The organism is Synechococcus sp. F70.1 (genome assembly GCF_047502745.1).
Classification (GTDB): Bacteria; Cyanobacteriota; Cyanobacteriia; order Thermostichales; family Thermostichaceae; genus Thermostichus.
In genome coordinates this window covers 17112-32522 of the sequence record NZ_JANSJL010000063.1, presented here as the reverse complement: position 1 = coordinate 32522, position 15411 = coordinate 17112, and the positions used below count along the sequence as shown (strand labels likewise).

Below are 15411 nucleotides of genomic sequence, written 5' to 3'. Positions count from 1 at the left end.
TGCAAGTATTCTGGTAGGCACTTTGCCTAGGCTAAAGTTGGCTCCGTCTTTAGCCTGTGTGCTCGATCAAGAGCAAGGAGCAACTACCTGCAGCTTGCGGGGAAGTCACGCCTGTGGAGATCCCTCTGGCGGGGTAGTAGGTGTTGAGCCTGCCACTAGCTACGGGTCGTGGAAGCAGGAAGAAAGCAGAAGCGCAGCAAACACTGCCCTACCTCAAATAGGAGTGTTTGTGAACGTTTCGTGGGTCTTTCAGAGCGGCTACTGAAACTGGCGCCAGTGGAGCTGGGCGTAGCGTCCTCCTTTAACCAGGAGCTCGCGGGGGTTGCCCTGCTCTAGAAGCTGTCCCTCTTCGAGGACAAAAACACGATGGGCGCTGCGCACTGTGGAGAGGCGGTGGGCAATAACAAAAACGGTACAGCGCTGCATGAGCCGTTGCAGAGCCTCCTGCACCAAGGCCTCTGACTCGTTATCCAAAGCGGAGGTCGCCTCGTCCAGGATGAGAATCTTGGGGTTGAGCAGCACAGCGCGGGCAATAGCTAGCCGCTGCCGCTGACCGCCGGAGAGGGTGATCCCACGCTCGCCGATTCGGGTGGCGTAGCCATCTGGCAGGCTCTCAATGAAGCTATCAATATTGGCCACCCGGGCCGCCTGGCGCACTGCCTCCAGGTCAAAGTGCTCCTGGCCATAGGCGATGTTGCTGGCAATGGTGCCGGAAAAGAGGGTAATCTCCTGGGGGACGATGCCAATTTGGCGACGCAAACTTTTGAGGGTGACGGTGCGGATATCGATGCCGTCGATGCGAATACACCCCTGCTGCGGATCGTAGAAGCGAGGGATCAAATTCACCAAAGTCGACTTGCCGGCCCCGGAGGATCCCACTAGAGCAACAATCTCGCCGGGGGCCACCTGAAAGCTGATGTCTTTAAGCACCGGCTGGCCCGGCTTGTAGGCAAAGGAGACCCGATCGAACTCCACCCAGCCCTGAATCGGCGGCAGGGGGCGGGCGCCAGGCAGCTCGCGCACGCGGGGTCGGGTATCTAGGAGCTCAAAGATCCGCTCCACGGAAGCCTCCCCTTGCTTTAGGTCGCTGTAGTTATTGGTGATGTGGACAAGGGGATCGATGAGCAGAGCCACCCCCGCAATGAAGCCGAGGAACTGGCTGCCGGTCAGGTTGCCCTCGCTAATCTGCCAGCCCCCTACCCAGAATACCCCCAGGACGCTCATGGCGTAGAGAAAGCCTACCACCGGGTCTTGGATGGCTTTGACCTGTTCGGTTTGAAAGCGAGCCAGGCGGTTGCTTTCGGCCAGGGCGCTGAAGCGGCGGATCTCGTAGTCCTCGGCAGCAAAGGCGCGGGTAAGGCTGACGGCAGCAAAGACCTCCGTTAAAAGAGAAGACAGGTCGGCCATGCTCTCCTGGTTGCGGCGGGAGCGCTGCAGCAGCCGCTCTCCAAACCAGCTGATCAAGGCGCCCATCAGGGGAGCAATCACCAGGGTGGTTAGGGTGAGGATGCCGTTGAGGTAGAACAAGTAGGCCACCACGGCCAGGATGGTGAGCACGCTGGGGATAAAGCGGTGGAAAAACCGCTGTACCACCTCCCCCACCCGATCCAGGTCGCTGGTGAGGCGATAGACAAGGTCACCCGTGCGGCTCCCGGAAAAATAGTCCACGTCCAATCCCTGCAAGTGGGCGTAGACTCGCTGCCGCAGCTCCAACACCATCTGCAGGGAGGCCCTGGCCATGAGGGTGTCCTGGCCGTACTGGAAGGCGCCACGCACTAAGAAGAACACCACCCCAATCAAGGCCAACGTCCGCAGTTGCCTGAGATCCCCAGCGCCAATGGAGCGAGCCACCCACTCGATCAAGTAGGCAAGGGCAGGCATGGTGAGGACAAAGCCAAGGGTACAGACTAGCCCCAGCAGCAACATCCACAGATGGGGCCGAATGAAGGGAAAGAGACGGCGATAGCTACGCAGCGGCTGCACCAAGGGCCATCCAAAAGGCTTCTGCCCCGATCAGCTTAGCGGAGATGAGCTCCTCAACGGCTGCCGAGATCCCCTCCTAGCAGCTTTTTTGCGGGATCTGAGGGAAACTGGCTCTCCTTTGGCCTCCCCCTGCCATCTTTTGCGCCAACGGCGCCAGCGGGAGACCAGGCAATCGCTAAGGCTGTGGTTGACAGATCCCAGCTCCAGCCCTAGGCCCACCCACCCCAGGGTCTCGGCGTGGGCTTGCAGCCACTGCCAGAGGTTGTCCCGCCAGATCCCCGGCTGCCACGGCCACCAGCCCAGGTGGGATCCCAGCCAGGCGGCGGTCAGGCCCACCCCTGTCACCCACAAGCCCAGGTAGAGCAGCCGCAGAGCAGTGCCCACCAGCGGCCCGTGGGACCAGAAGGAGCGGTGCCGCAGCCAGCGGCGGTAGGGAAGCCAAATCCAGCGCAGGAACAGCCAGCGGCGATACTGGCGAGAGTCAGTGTCCAGATCCCCGGAAAACATCAGGCCGCTGAAGAGATAGGCCGACCCCACCGCCAAAGCCACAGCGGCACTGTTGCCCAGCAAAGCCGCTGCCAAGGTAATGCCGGGAGCTGTCCAGAGGATGAGGCGATCGTGGGTGGATCCCCAGGGCATAAAGAGCGCAGCCCTCCCCTGGGGCTGAGTCTAGCCGCAAGTGGGGGAAAAAGCAGGGATCCCTCGATTGAGACGATCCAACACCTGCAACTGCCGGTAGAGCATCTCCACCCGCGGCATTTGGACTCCACCCTGCTGGGCATAGCGGAGAGGGTTGGCAAAAATAGCCTCCAGCTCCAGGGGACGCTTGCGCTCGTAGTCGATCTTCATGCTGGTGCGGTAGGGGACCATCTTCTCGGTGTTAGCCAGCATCTCGGGAATTAGGGAAGGGGGAAGCCGGCGACCACAGGCCGCAGCTCCCTCCACCACCTCTTGCATCAGGGCTTCTGCCAGGGCGCGGGCTTCCGGATCCCGGATCATCTGCTGGGTGTCGGCATTGAAAACAACCGAGAGGCCATTGAAGGGAATGTTCCAGACCAACTTCTGCCAGTGGGCTTCCATCAGATCCGGCGAGAGTGAGGTAGGGATCCCAGACCTTTGAAAATCGGCCTGGAGCTGTTGCAGACGGGGCGTGATCCCCTGGGGGGCATAGCCAGGGCCATATTCGGCCAGCAGTACCGAGCCATAGTCGAGGTGGCGGATGTGGCCAGGGCCAACTTTATTGGAGCTAATGAAACAGAGGCCACCCACGACGCGCTCAGGGCCGACGCAGTTGGCAATCTCCGGCTCTGCGCCCAAGCCGTTTTGCAGCAGGATCACCACGCCCTTTTCAGCTAGCACAGGCGGCAGCAGCCGGGGCAGAAGGTGATTTTGGGTGGCTTTCAGGGCCACGATTACTCCCTCACAAGGGGGCATTGCCTCCACGGAGGCGTAGGCATTGACCTGGGGCAGGTGAAAGTCTCCCCAGCAGGATTCCACCCACAAGCCGTTTTGGCGCACCTGCTCGTAGTCGCTATGGAGCAGGAAATGCACCTCAAAGCCGGCCTGCTGTAGCTTGGCCCCGTAGAATCCTCCCAAGGCGCCACTGCCCAAAACCGCATAGCGGCGGCTTTCCGGCAACTGGGACATTGCAAAACCTTGAGCCGATATCCTCACCCTAGCGCACTCTGGAGAGCTCACTCAGGATCAGGGTTGATCAGCAGCACCCGCTCCTCGCCGTCGGTTTCGCGCAGGTGCACCTTGACCATTTGCTCGGGAGTTGTGGTCAGCCTATGGCCGCAGTAATCCGGCTGAATGGGGAAGTGCCGATGGCCGCGGTCAATCAGCACGGCCAAGCGCACCCGTTCTGGGCGCCCAAAGTGGTTCAGGGCCTCCAAAGCCGCCCGAACAGTGCGGCCGTGAAAGATAACGTCGTCCACCAGCACGACCTCTTGGCCAGTGAGATCCCGGGGCATTTCACTGCGATCGGGAGTGCGCAGCCGGCCAGAGCCCAGGTCGTCGCGGAAGAAGGTGATGTCCAACTCCCCTACCTGGGGCGGTATCCCAAACAGCTCGGCTATGCCATCCCGGAGCCGGTAGGCCAAAGGCACCCCGCGGGTGCGGATGCCGATCAACACCAGCCTGTCCAGGTGGGGGTGATCCCTGCCAATGGCCGCCGCCAAAGCCGCCATTTGCCTAGCCATCTCCTGGGCATTGAACACCTCGGTTGTGGACATGGACAGTTGAGGCCGACCTATAGGAGCCCAAGTTAGCCCAGATCTGCAGCCAGTAGGATAGGATATAAAGCCCTAGAAGGGAGAGATCCGCCATGTCCACTGCAGTGTCCGCTACAGGTCCAGCTTCGACGGAGAAAAGAGGGCCTAGGTGGGCCCGCTGTTTACGGGCCGTGCTGGCGGTTCTCCCTCTGCTGGCCTTGGGGTTATTCCTGCTGGGATCCCCGGCCTGGGCGGAAGACTACAGCAAGCGGGAGCTGCAGGGGGCAGACTTTGCCGGACAAGACCTGAGCGGCTGGAAATTTCTCAAAGCCAACCTGCGACAGAGCAATCTCAGCCACGTGAAGGCGGCAGGAGCCAATTTTTTCGGGGCCAACCTCAGCAAAGCTAACCTACGCGGGGCGGATCTGCGCGGCGCCACCCTGGACATGGCCAATTTGCAGGGTGCTGATCTGCGGGAAGCCCAACTGCAAGACAGCATGATGTGGCTGGTGCGGGTGGAAGGGGTCGAGATCGAGGGAGCAGATTTTACCAATGCTCTAATCCGCAAGGATGCCCTCGCCATCCTCTGCGAGCGGGCTAGCGGCGTTAACCCGGTTACCGGCCGGGCCACCCGCGACACCCTGGGGTGCAACTAGCCCTCACCCCCAGCCCCCCTCCCTGGGAGAGAGGGGCGAAACTTTGGAAATAGCCCTAGCTTACGAGCTGGGGGCAGCCGCCTCTGAGGGGGCAGGCTTGCGCTGAAACTGACCCAGGAGCGAGTTCCAGGCTAGGCGTGCCATGGACAGCAGCCAGTTGCCCTCCAGCTCTCTAAACAAGTCCATGTTGAGCTTGAAGGCGTAGTTGGCTTCTGCCACAATGCGCTCGATAGTAGCCTGGTCCAGCCCCAGCGCATCCAGTTGAGCGCGGTAGCGCTGCTTAAACTTGCCCTCGTGCGGGATCTGTTCAAAGTCGTAGAAGGCGGTGCCTTCCCCCGGTGGCAGGCGCAGGGCCCGGCGGGCAATGTTTTTCAGGATCTGGCCGCCCGACAGGTCGCCAATGTAGCGGGTGTAGGCGTGGGCAATCAGCAGAACCGGATCTTTTTCCACCACTTCTTGAATGCGGTTGACATAGACTTGGCAAGCGGGAGAGGGCTTGACCACAGAGGGCCAATGGGGACCGATGAAATAGTTCAAATCTTTCTCTAGGCTGGCCTTGCGCCACAATTCGGGGTAGTAGAGCTGACCCACTATCGGGTGCTCTCGCAACCGCGCAAACCCCTCTTCCAGCGCACTGTAGACAAAGTAGAAATTGCCCACGTAGCGGCTGTAGGTACGCCTATCAACCACTCCCTTGAGGAAACATTTGATAAAGGTCATATTCTCGGCCATGGTGTGGGACTGCTTGGTGCCCTCCCGCAACTGGGTTGACAGGCCAGCGTTTTGATTTTCTTGGCTGGGCAAACCCTTACTCACAAAACCCTCCTTGTAAAAAGTTGCTTGGCTCCGGCCATTGACCGGCTCATGGAGGCAGCGAGGGATGCCTCAGCAGCAGACCCGGCAAAGGCAACACAGACCGCTCGCTGCGGCAGCTAAACGCCCTTCTCCGGGGCTCGATGCTTCTTTTTCCCCCACCATCCCTATCTAAGCAGCACTCGACTGGCGGTCAATGGCTTAAGCTTAGAATAATCCGCCCGAGTGTGAATGGATGTGAACAATCCTTAAGGCAGGTTGGAGAGGAAGCAGAGCTTGCTAGCTCCCAGGCTAAAGGCAGGAGTTGCCGCCAACCCTTGTAAAGTTCGTTGACGATCGTTGGCGGGGCTTCTATAATTGGAGGCCTGACTGCAGCGCAAGCCCTGCTAAGCAACGCATGAGCTCGTTAGCTGTTCCCTCCCCTGTTCTTACCTTACCTGACCTGGTAGAGATTCAGCGGGAAAGTTTCCTCTGGTTTTTACGGGAAGGGTTTGAAGAGGAGCTCCTGAGTTTTTCTCCCATCGTCGATTACACCGGCAAGCTGGAGCTGCACTTTCTGCCAGACTACCGGCCTGGGGATCCCTCCAAGGGGTACAAGATCAACAAGCCGCGCTATGACCCAGAGGAGGCCAAGCGGCGGGATGCCACCTATCAAGCCCAAATCCGGGTGCCGACGCGCTTAATCAACAAGGAGACGGGCGAAATCAAAGACATGGACGTCTTCATGGGCGAGCTGCCCTTGATGACGGATCGAGGCACCTTCATCATCAACGGCGCGGAGCGGGTTATCGTCAACCAGATTGTGCGCAGCCCCGGCGTTTACTACAAGGCGGAGCTGGACAAAAGTGGCCGCCGCACCTATAGCGCTAGCCTCATTCCCAACCGTGGTGCCTGGGTGAAGTTTGAGACGGACAAAAAGGGGCTGGTGTGGGTGCGCATCGACAAAACCCGCAAGCTCTCGGCAGCAGTTTTGCTCAAAGCTTTGGGCCTGAGTGACTCGGAGATCTACGACAGCCTGCGCCACCCCGAATTTTTCCAAAGAACCATGGAAGAGGAGGGGCACTACAGCGAAGAAGAGGCGCTGATGGAGCTCTACCGCAAGCTGCGGCCCGGGGAGCCTCCTACGGTCTCTGGCGGCCAGCAACTGCTAGAGTCGCGCTTTTTTGATCCCAAGCGCTACGACCTGGGGCGGGTAGGGCGCTACAAGCTCAACAAGAAGCTCAACCTGACGGTGCCCGAAAATGTTCGGGTGCTTACCGTTACCGACATTCTGGCCGTTATCGACTACCTCATCAACTTGGAATACGACATTGGCCAGGTGGATGACATTGACCACCTGGGCAATCGGCGGGTGCGCTCGGTGGGCGAGCTGCTGCAAAACCAGGTGCGGGTGGGCCTCAACCGCCTGGAGCGGATTATTCGCGAGCGCATGACGGTTTCCGAGTCAGAAAACCTTACCCCTGCCTCGCTGGTTAACCCCAAGCCCCTAGTGGCAGCTATTAAGGAGTTCTTCGGCTCCAGCCAGCTCTCCCAGTTCTTGGATCAGACCAACCCCCTGGCAGAGCTGACCCACAAGCGGCGGCTGTCGGCTCTGGGCCCTGGGGGCCTGACGCGGGAGCGGGCTGGCTTTGCCGTGCGGGACATCCACCCCAGCCACTACGGGCGCATCTGTCCCATCGAAACCCCCGAAGGACCCAACGCCGGGTTGATTGGGTCTCTTGCTACCCACGCCCGCGTCAACCAATACGGCTTTATCGAAAGCCCCTACTACCGCGTCGAGAATGGCGTGGTGCGCAAAGACCTGGGGATGGTCTACCTCACCGCTGACGAAGAGGACGAGTACCGCGTGGCGCCAGGGGACGTGCCGGTGGACGCCGAAGGCCGCATCACTGCCGAGGTGGTGCCCGTGCGCTACCGCCAAGAATTCACCACTGCTCACCCCAGTGAGGTGCACTACGTACAGGTGTCGCCGGTGCAGGTGATCTCGGTGGCCACCTCGTTGATCCCCTTCCTGGAGCATGACGACGCCAACCGCGCCTTGATGGGAGCCAACATGCAGCGCCAGGCGGTGCCCCTGCTCAAGCCAGAGCGGCCCTACGTGGGCACAGGCCTGGAAGCCCAGGCGGCGCGGGACTCCGGCATGGTGGTGGTGTCGCGCACCAACGGGGTGGTGACCTATGTTTCCGCCGATGAAATCGTGGTGCGGCCCGAGGATGGGGGAGATCCCATTGTCTACCGCCTGCAAAAATATCAGCGCTCCAACCAAGACACCTGCCTCAACCAGCGTCCTCTGGTCTACGTGGGGGATCGGGTAGTGGCCGGCCAGGTGCTGGCTGACGGTCCAGCAACCGAGGGCGGCGAGCTGGCCCTAGGCCAGAACGTGCTGGTGGCCTACATGCCCTGGGAGGGCTACAACTACGAAGACGCCATCTTGATCAGCGAGCGGCTGGTCTACGATGATGTCTTCACCTCCGTGCACATCGAGAAATACGAAATTGAGGCCCGGCAGACCAAGCTGGGGCCAGAGGAGATTACCCGCGAGATCCCCAACGTGGGGGAAGATGCCCTGCGCAACCTGGACGAAAACGGCATCGTGCGCATTGGGGCTTGGGTGGAAGCCGGCGACATTCTGGTGGGCAAGGTTACGCCCAAAGGGGAGTCGGATCAGCCTCCGGAAGAGCGGCTGCTGCGGGCCATTTTTGGGGAGAAAGCTCGCGATGTGCGGGACAACTCCCTGCGCGTGCCCAACGGTGAGCGCGGGCGGGTGGTGGATGTGCGCATCTTTACCCGCGAGCAGGGGGATGAGCTGCCGCCGGGAGCCAACATGGTGGTGCGAGTTTACATTGCCCTCAAGCGCAAAATCCAGGTGGGAGATAAGATTGCTGGCCGCCACGGCAACAAAGGCATCATCTCCCGCATTTTGCCAGTTGAGGACATGCCCTATCTGCCTGATGGCACGCCGGTGGATGTGGTGCTCAACCCCCTGGGAGTGCCCTCCCGCATGAACGTGGGCCAAGTGTACGAGTGCCTGCTGGGCTGGGCCGCGGAGCACTTGGGGGTGCGCTTTAAGCTAATGCCCTTCGATGAAATGCACGGCCTGGAGGCTTCCCGACTGACCGTGGAAGCCAAGTTGCGGGAGGCGCGCGAGAAGACCGGCAAGGACTGGATCTTCAACCCTGAGGGCAAATACTGCGGCAAGGTGCAGGTGTTTGATGGCCGCACGGGCGAGCCCTTCGACCAGCCGGTTACGGTGGGCCGGGCCTACATGCTGAAGCTCGTGCACTTGGTGGACGACAAGATCCACGCCCGCTCCACCGGCCCCTACTCGCTGGTAACCCAGCAACCGCTGGGGGGTAAAGCCCAGCAGGGTGGCCAGCGCTTTGGGGAGATGGAGGTGTGGGCTTTGGAGGCGTTTGGGGCGGCCTACATCTTGCAGGAACTGCTGACTGTCAAGTCGGACGACATGGTGGGGCGCAACGAGGCCCTCAACGCCATCGTCAAGGGCAAGCCCATTCCTCGGCCGGGCACGCCGGAATCTTTCAAGGTGTTGGTGCGGGAGCTGCAGTCCCTGTGCCTGGACGTCTCCGTGTACAAGGTGGAGGTGGACAGCAAAGGCCAGCCCCACCATGTGGAGGTAGACCTAATGGCCGATGTCTCGACCCGCCATGTCCCTTCTCGGCCCACTTACCAGTCAATTACGGCTGAGGATCTCTCCCCAGCAGCCAGGGAAGGCTTCGTAGCTAGCCGCAGCCGGGACGAGGAAGAAGACGAGGACGATTTTTAGGTGGCGCCAGGCAGGTTTCAGCCAAGGGAGGAAAGGGGGGAGGATCCCTCTCTCCTTCCTATCTAGGTGCTAAGGCAGTAAGTCAGGAGAAATGGCTATGGCCAGACCAGAGCAGCGCTTTGACTACATCAAGATTGGGTTGGCTTCTCCCCAGCGGATTATGGAGTGGTGCCAGCGCACCCTGCCCAACGGCCAAGTCGTGGGAGAGGTTACCAAGCCAGAGACCATCAACTACCGCACCCTCAAGCCGGAGATGGATGGTCTCTTCTGTGAGCGCATCTTCGGGCCGGTTAAGGACTGGGAGTGCCACTGTGGCAAGTACAAGCGCGTGCGACACCGCGGCATTGTCTGCGAACGCTGTGGGGTGGAAGTGACGGAGTCGCGGGTGCGCCGCTATCGCATGGGCTACATCAAGCTGGCTGCCCCAGTTACCCACGTTTGGTATCTAAAAGGGATCCCTAGCTACATTGCCACCCTGCTGGACATGCCGCTGCGCGACGTGGAGCAGGTGGTGTACTTTAACGCCTACGTCGTGGTGGATCCGGGCAATGCCCCCAACCTCTCCTACAAGCAGCTGCTGACGGAGGATCAATACCTTGAGATCGAAGATCAGATGTACGAGGAGGGATCCAACCTGCAGCTGCCGGAAAACTGGGCCATGATTGGGGCCGAGGCCATCGAACGCCTGCTCAAAGACATTGACCTAGAAAAAGAGGCGGAGAAGTTGCGCGAGGAAATCGCCAGTGCCCGCGGCCAGAAGCGAGCCCGCCTGATCAAGCGGCTGCGGGTCATCAACAACTTCATTGCCACGGGAGCTCGGCCTGAGTGGATGGTGCTGCGGGTGCTGCCGGTCATCCCCCCCGATCTGCGCCCGATGGTGCAGTTGGATGGGGGCCGTTTTGCCACCAGTGACCTCAACGACCTCTATCGCCGCGTGATTAATCGCAACAACCGCCTGGCGCGCCTGCAGGAGATCATGGCGCCGGAGATCATTGTGCGCAACGAAAAGCGCATGCTGCAGGAGGCAGTAGATGCCCTCATTGACAACGGGCGGCGCGGGCGCATGGTGGTGGGAGCCAACAATCGTCCCCTCAAGTCCCTGTCGGACATCATTGAGGGCAAACAGGGCCGTTTCCGGCAAAACCTGCTGGGCAAGCGGGTGGACTATTCAGGGCGCTCGGTGATTGTGGTGGGGCCCAACCTGCGCATGCACCAGTGCGGCTTGCCCAAAGAGATGGCCATTGAGCTATTTCAGCCCTTCGTCATCCATAAGTTGATCAAGCGAAATATCGTCAACAACATCAAAGCCGCCAAAAAGCTCATCCAAAGCAATGACCCGCAGGTTTGGGACGTGCTGGAGGAGGTCATCGACGGCCACCCAGTTTTGCTCAACCGCGCTCCCACGTTGCACCGCCTCGGGATCCAAGCCTTTGAGCCGGTTCTGGTGGAGGGGAGGGCAATTCAGCTCCATCCCTTGGTCTGCCCCGCCTTTAACGCTGACTTTGACGGCGACCAGATGGCTGTCCATGTGCCTTTGTCCTTGGAAGCCCAGGCGGAAGCGCGCCTGCTGATGTTGGCCACCAACAACATCCTCTCCCCAGCCACGGGTGCCCCCATCATTACCCCTACCCAAGACATGGTTTTGGGCTGCTACTACCTGACCGTGGACAACCCCGAGGCACCCGAGGTTAACGACCGCTATTTTGCTAGCCTGGAGGATGCTCTTGTCGCCTACGACCGCGGCATCATTGGCCTGCACAGCAAAATCTGGGTGCGCTACAGCGGCCCGATGGAGTTGGGCAAAGGAGAAAAAGAGTCAGAGCCCCAGATTGTCGAGGAGCCAGGCGGTACCCGCCTCAAGATCACCAACTACCGCCGCATCCGCGAGGATCAAGAGGGCAACGTTATCAGTCAATACATTCGCACTACGCCAGGCCGGATCATCTTTAACAAGACGGTGCAGGACATTCTGTTGGCATAGCCATGAGCGAAAAAGGACAAATTTCCCCCAGCCTGCGGTGGCAGCCTGCCTCTAGCTCTAAGGCGGAGGCCCCCCCGCCTCCTATTCCCTTTCGCAACTATCAAATCGGCAAAAAAGAGCTGCACAACCTCATTGCCTGGGCTTTTGCCCGCTACGGCACTGCCCGCACAGCGCAGATGGCGGATGCCCTGAAGACATTGGGCTTCAGGTACGCCACCCAAGCTGCCGTCTCCATCAGCATTGAAGACCTGCGCATTCCGCCCAGCAAGCGGCAGCTCTTGGCCCAGGCAGAGGCGGAGATCGAGGCGGCCACAGAGCGCTTTATCCGCGGCGAGATTACCGAGGTGGAGCGCTACCAAAAGGTCATCGACACTTGGAACCAAGTCAATGAGCAAATTAAAGAGGAAATGCTCAACAACTTCCGCCAGAACGATCCCCTCAACTCCGTCTACATGATGGCCCACTCGGGGGCAAGGGGGAACGTCTCGCAAGTGCGGCAGTTGGTGGGCATGCGCGGCCTGATGGCCAATCCGCAGGGGGAGATCATCGACCTGCCCATCAAGGCCAATTTCCGCGAGGGCTTAACCGTGACCGAATACATCATCTCCTCCTACGGCGCGCGCAAGGGCTTGGTGGACACGGCGCTGCGGACTGCCGACTCCGGCTACCTCACCCGCCGCCTGGTGGATGTCTGCCAGGACGTGATTGTGCGAGAGGCCGACTGCGGCACGGACCAAGGGATCCCGCTCCAGGCCTTGATGGATGGCGATAAAGTCGTTGTGCCACTGGAGGAGCGCCTGGTAGGGCGGGTGCTGGCCCAAGATGTAGTGCATCCGCAAACCCAGGAGATCCTGGCCCGCCGCAACCAAGAGGTAGATCACGACTTGGCCAAAACCATTGTGGAGGCGGGCATCCAGCAGGTGGTAGTGCGTTCTCCCCTTACCTGTGAAGCCAACCGCTCGGTGTGCCGCATGTGCTACGGCTGGAGCCTGGCCCACTCTCGGCTGGTGGATCTGGGGGAGGCGGTTGGGATCATTGCCGCCCAATCGATTGGAGAGCCGGGCACGCAGTTGACCATGCGCACCTTCCACACGGGAGGGGTGTTTACAGGGGAGGTGGCTCGCCAAATCCGCGCCCCCTTTACCGGGGTAGTGCGCTTCCCGAAAAACCTGCGCACTCGCCCCTTCCGCACCCGCCACGGCGACGATGCCCTCCAGGTGGAGGTCAACAACCAAATCGTTCTGGAAGGGCCAGAGGGACAGCGGGAAGTCTTCGACCTGACCCAGGGATCCACCCTGCTGGTGCGAGATGGGGCCCTGGTGCAGCGGGATCAGTTAATTGCGGAAGTGGCCGTAGCCAAAGCGGTGCGCAAGAGCACCGAGAAAGCCCAGAAGGAAGTGGTGGCCGATCTGGCAGGGGAAATTCGCTTTACCGACCTGCTCATCGAGGAGAAAGCCGACCGCCAGGGCAACACCACCTCTACTGCCCAGCGGCAAGGGCTGATCTGGGTCCTGTCTGGCCAGGTGTACAACCTGCCTCCCGGCGCTGAGCCAGTGGTAAAGAACGGGGATCGGGTGCAGCCGGGGGATGTCATCGCCGAAACCTCGCTGGTCACCGAGCACGGTGGCATCGTGCGCCTGCCAGAGCGCAGCGACATCAAAGGCGGACGGGAGGTGGAGATCATCAATGCGGCGGTGGTGCTCCACGAGGCGCGGGTGCGGGTGGAATCTCACCAAGGCCGGGAGCAATTTTTGCTGGACACGCCCAGCGGCCAGACTTTTGTTCTCAAGGCTACACCAGGTACCAAGGTAGGCAACGACGAGGTGGTGGCGGAGCTCATCGACAACCACTTCCGCAGCCACACGGGAGGCTTGGCAAAGTTTGCTGGCGTTGAGGTAGCCCGGCGGGGCAGAGCAAAGCAGGGCTACGAAGTCATCCGCGGCGGCACCCTGCTGTGGATCCCGGAGGAGACCCATGAGGTGAACAAGGACATCTCCCTCCTCAATGTGGAAGATGGCCAGTACGTGGAAGCCGGCACCGAGGTAGTGAAGGACATCTTCTGCCAAAATGCCGGTGTTGTCGAGGTTATCCAGAAAAACGACATCCTCCGGGAGATCGTCATCAAGCCTGGATCCCTGCATCTGGTGGAGGATCCCGCTGACCTGGAAATCCCCACCGGCACCTTCATCCAGCCGGGTCAAAAGCTGCTCAGCAGCATTGTCCCTGACCGACTGGTCTATCTGGAGCAGGTGGAAACTCCCGAAGGACCCGGCATCCTGCTGCGCCCGGTGTATGAGTATGAAATCCCCGACCGACCGGTGGTGCCCACCCAGGAGTCTACGAGCGAGTCCGGTCGCTCCATTCGCCTGCGGGCTGTCCAGCGGGTTCCCTTCAAGGATGGGGAGCGGGTCAAGTCGGTGGGCCCGGTGGAATTGCTGCGCACGCAACTGGTGCTGGAGATCGATACTGACGCGCCGCAGCTCAAGGCCGATATTGAGCTCATCCAGGATGAGAAGGATCCCAGCATCCGCCGCCTGCAACTGGTGATTCTGGAGACCTTGCTGCTGCGCCGCGATGTAGAGGCAGATCTAGCTCAGGGGAGTACCCACACCCGGCTGTTGGTTAACCAAGGAGACACCGTCGGCAGAGGGGGGGTTATCGCCCGCACCGAGATCCAGGCCAAAAAAGCTGGGATTGTGCAAGGGATCCGCGAGGGCACCGAGGTGGTGCGGCGGGTGCTGGTGATTACCGACGACGATCTGCTGACGGTACCCTTAGACGGGCCAGCCAGCGTTGAGGTGGGAGCGCTGGTGCGAGCTGGAGAAGAACTGGCGCCGGGGATCCCTGCTCCCGAGTCGGGACAAGTGATGCAAATTGCAAAGGATCACCTGGTGCTGCGGCGGGCGCGGCCCTACCTGGTTTCGGCAGGTGCCATCCTCCAGGTGCGGGATGGAGATCTGGTTCAGCGGGGGGATGCCCTAGCCATTCTAATCTTCGAGCGGGCCAAGACCGGCGACATCATCCAGGGGCTGCCGCGGGTGGAGGAGCTGCTGGAGGCTCGCAAACCCAAGGAAATGTGTGTCTTGGCCAAGCGACCCGGCACTGTGCAGCTAAGCTGGCAGGGAGAAGAGCCGGATCTCAAGGTCATTGAAGCCGATGGCACGGTTACTTCCTATGCCGTGCTGCCAGGGCAGAGCTTGGTGGTGGTGGACGGCCAGTCGGTGGGGGTAGGGGATCCCCTGACTGACGGCCCTGCCAACCCCCATGATCTTTTGGAGATCTACTTCGAGTACTACCGCCAGACCCTGGGAGATGACCAAGCGGCGCGGCTAGCCCTACGGGAGGTGCAGCGCTTCCTCGTCAACGAGGTCCAGAATGTCTACCGCTCGCAGGGGGTGGAGATTGCGGACAAGCACATTGAGATTGTGGTACGCCAGATGACCTCCAAGGTGCGGGTGGACGACAGCGGTGACACCGTCTTGCTGCCGGGTGAGCTGGTAGAGCTGCGGCAGATCCAGCAAGAGAATGCCTCCCTAGCCGTCAGTGGCGGGGCGCCGGCCAAGTACACACCTGTCCTCCTGGGGATCACCAAGGCCAGCTTGAATACCGACAGCTTCATCTCGGCAGCTAGCTTCCAGGAAACCACGCGGGTGCTCACCGAGGCAGCCATCGAGGGCAGATCCGACTGGCTGCGGGGTCTGAAGGAGAACGTCATCATTGGCCGCCTGATCCCGGCAGGCACAGGCTTTAGCACCTACCAGGAGATGGCTCCAGAGCCGGAGCCTCCTGAGGAGGAAGAACCTCCAGCCGTGCTGCCGACGGTGCCACGCCGCGTGGTCCTGGAGGACGACCAACTCATCGACGACTCCACCCCTGTCGACGAGCCGGAGGAGGAGGAAGAAGAGTAAGCCGCGCTTGCGGGGGTTTGGGGATCGGGCCCAGCACTGGCAAGCTGGTGGCAGTAAAACACCCCCTACAGCT

9 protein-coding genes are annotated in these 15411 nt (G+C 60.8%); 4 read left to right on the top strand and 5 right to left on the bottom strand.

All coding sequences use genetic code 11. From position 1 onward, the window contains the following. Window positions 1-258 precede the first annotated feature (258 nt). The 4 genes from NW860_RS06965 to pyrR are packed head-to-tail and all read right to left on the bottom strand — an operon-like array spanning window position 259 to window position 4217. Complete coding sequence (locus NW860_RS06965) at window positions 259-1983, bottom strand: ABC transporter ATP-binding protein (protein WP_414513260.1); 1725 nt, start codon at window positions 1981-1983, stop codon at window positions 259-261. A gap of 30 nt (window positions 1984-2013) precedes the next feature. Further along, entirely contained in the window at window positions 2014-2622 is a 609-nt protein-coding gene (locus NW860_RS06960; RefSeq protein ID WP_414513258.1) for a metal-binding protein, read from the bottom strand. A gap of 30 nt (window positions 2623-2652) precedes the next feature. Beyond that, window positions 2653-3630: a putative 2-dehydropantoate 2-reductase gene (locus NW860_RS06955; protein WP_414513256.1), complete on the bottom strand. Its 978-nt coding sequence runs from the start codon at window positions 3628-3630 to the stop codon at window positions 2653-2655. Between the two features lie 47 nt (window positions 3631-3677). Next, on the bottom strand, window positions 3678-4217 hold the full coding sequence (gene pyrR, locus NW860_RS06950) for a bifunctional pyr operon transcriptional regulator/uracil phosphoribosyltransferase PyrR (protein ID WP_414395964.1): 540 nt from the start codon (window positions 4215-4217) through the stop codon (window positions 3678-3680). Window positions 4218-4387: 170 nt separating this feature from the next. Here pyrR and NW860_RS06945 point away from each other — a divergent pair, with 170 nt between their 5' ends. Beyond that, complete coding sequence (locus NW860_RS06945) at window positions 4388-4852, top strand: pentapeptide repeat-containing protein (protein ID WP_414395962.1); 465 nt, start codon at window positions 4388-4390, stop codon at window positions 4850-4852. A 60-nt stretch (window positions 4853-4912) separates the two neighbouring features. Here NW860_RS06945 and NW860_RS06940 read toward each other — a convergent pair whose 3' ends face one another. Next, window positions 4913-5626: a heme oxygenase (biliverdin-producing) gene (locus NW860_RS06940; RefSeq protein WP_414396110.1), complete on the bottom strand. Its 714-nt coding sequence runs from the start codon at window positions 5624-5626 to the stop codon at window positions 4913-4915. 436 nt (window positions 5627-6062) lie between these two features. On the opposite strand from NW860_RS06940, the gene rpoB reads away from it, so the two are divergent. From rpoB to NW860_RS06925, 3 genes are all read left to right on the top strand, one after another. Continuing rightward, a complete protein-coding gene (rpoB, locus tag NW860_RS06935) occupies window positions 6063-9449 on the top strand; it encodes a DNA-directed RNA polymerase subunit beta (RefSeq protein ID WP_414411907.1) in 3387 nt (1128 codons plus the stop codon). Window positions 9450-9546: 97 nt separating this feature from the next. Further along, window positions 9547-11430 (top strand): DNA-directed RNA polymerase subunit gamma, encoded by a 1884-nt coding sequence (locus NW860_RS06930; protein ID WP_414395959.1) that lies wholly within the window; start codon window positions 9547-9549, stop codon window positions 11428-11430. 2 nt (window positions 11431-11432) lie between these two features. Beyond that, the gene (locus NW860_RS06925) at window positions 11433-15338 is read left to right on the top strand and encodes a DNA-directed RNA polymerase subunit beta' (protein ID WP_414513253.1); all 3906 of its coding nucleotides are present in this window, start codon (window positions 11433-11435) and stop codon (window positions 15336-15338) included. Window positions 15339-15411: the final 73 nt, after the last annotated feature.

Excerpts from the sequence above, each read along its gene's own strand:
- NW860_RS06960 (WP_414513258.1), bottom strand. The coding sequence starts at position 2,622 with ATGCCCTGGGGATCCACCCACGATCGCCTCATCCTCTGGACAGCTCCC.
- NW860_RS06955 (WP_414513256.1), bottom strand. The coding sequence starts at position 3,630 with ATGTCCCAGTTGCCGGAAAGCCGCCGCTATGCGGTTTTGGGCAGTGGC.
- pyrR (WP_414395964.1), bottom strand. The coding sequence starts at position 4,217 with ATGTCCACAACCGAGGTGTTCAATGCCCAGGAGATGGCTAGGCAAATG.
- rpoB (WP_414411907.1), top strand. The coding sequence starts at position 6,063 with ATGAGCTCGTTAGCTGTTCCCTCCCCTGTTCTTACCTTACCTGACCTG.
- NW860_RS06930 (WP_414395959.1), top strand. The coding sequence starts at position 9,547 with ATGGCCAGACCAGAGCAGCGCTTTGACTACATCAAGATTGGGTTGGCT.
- NW860_RS06925 (WP_414513253.1), top strand. The coding sequence starts at position 11,433 with ATGAGCGAAAAAGGACAAATTTCCCCCAGCCTGCGGTGGCAGCCTGCC.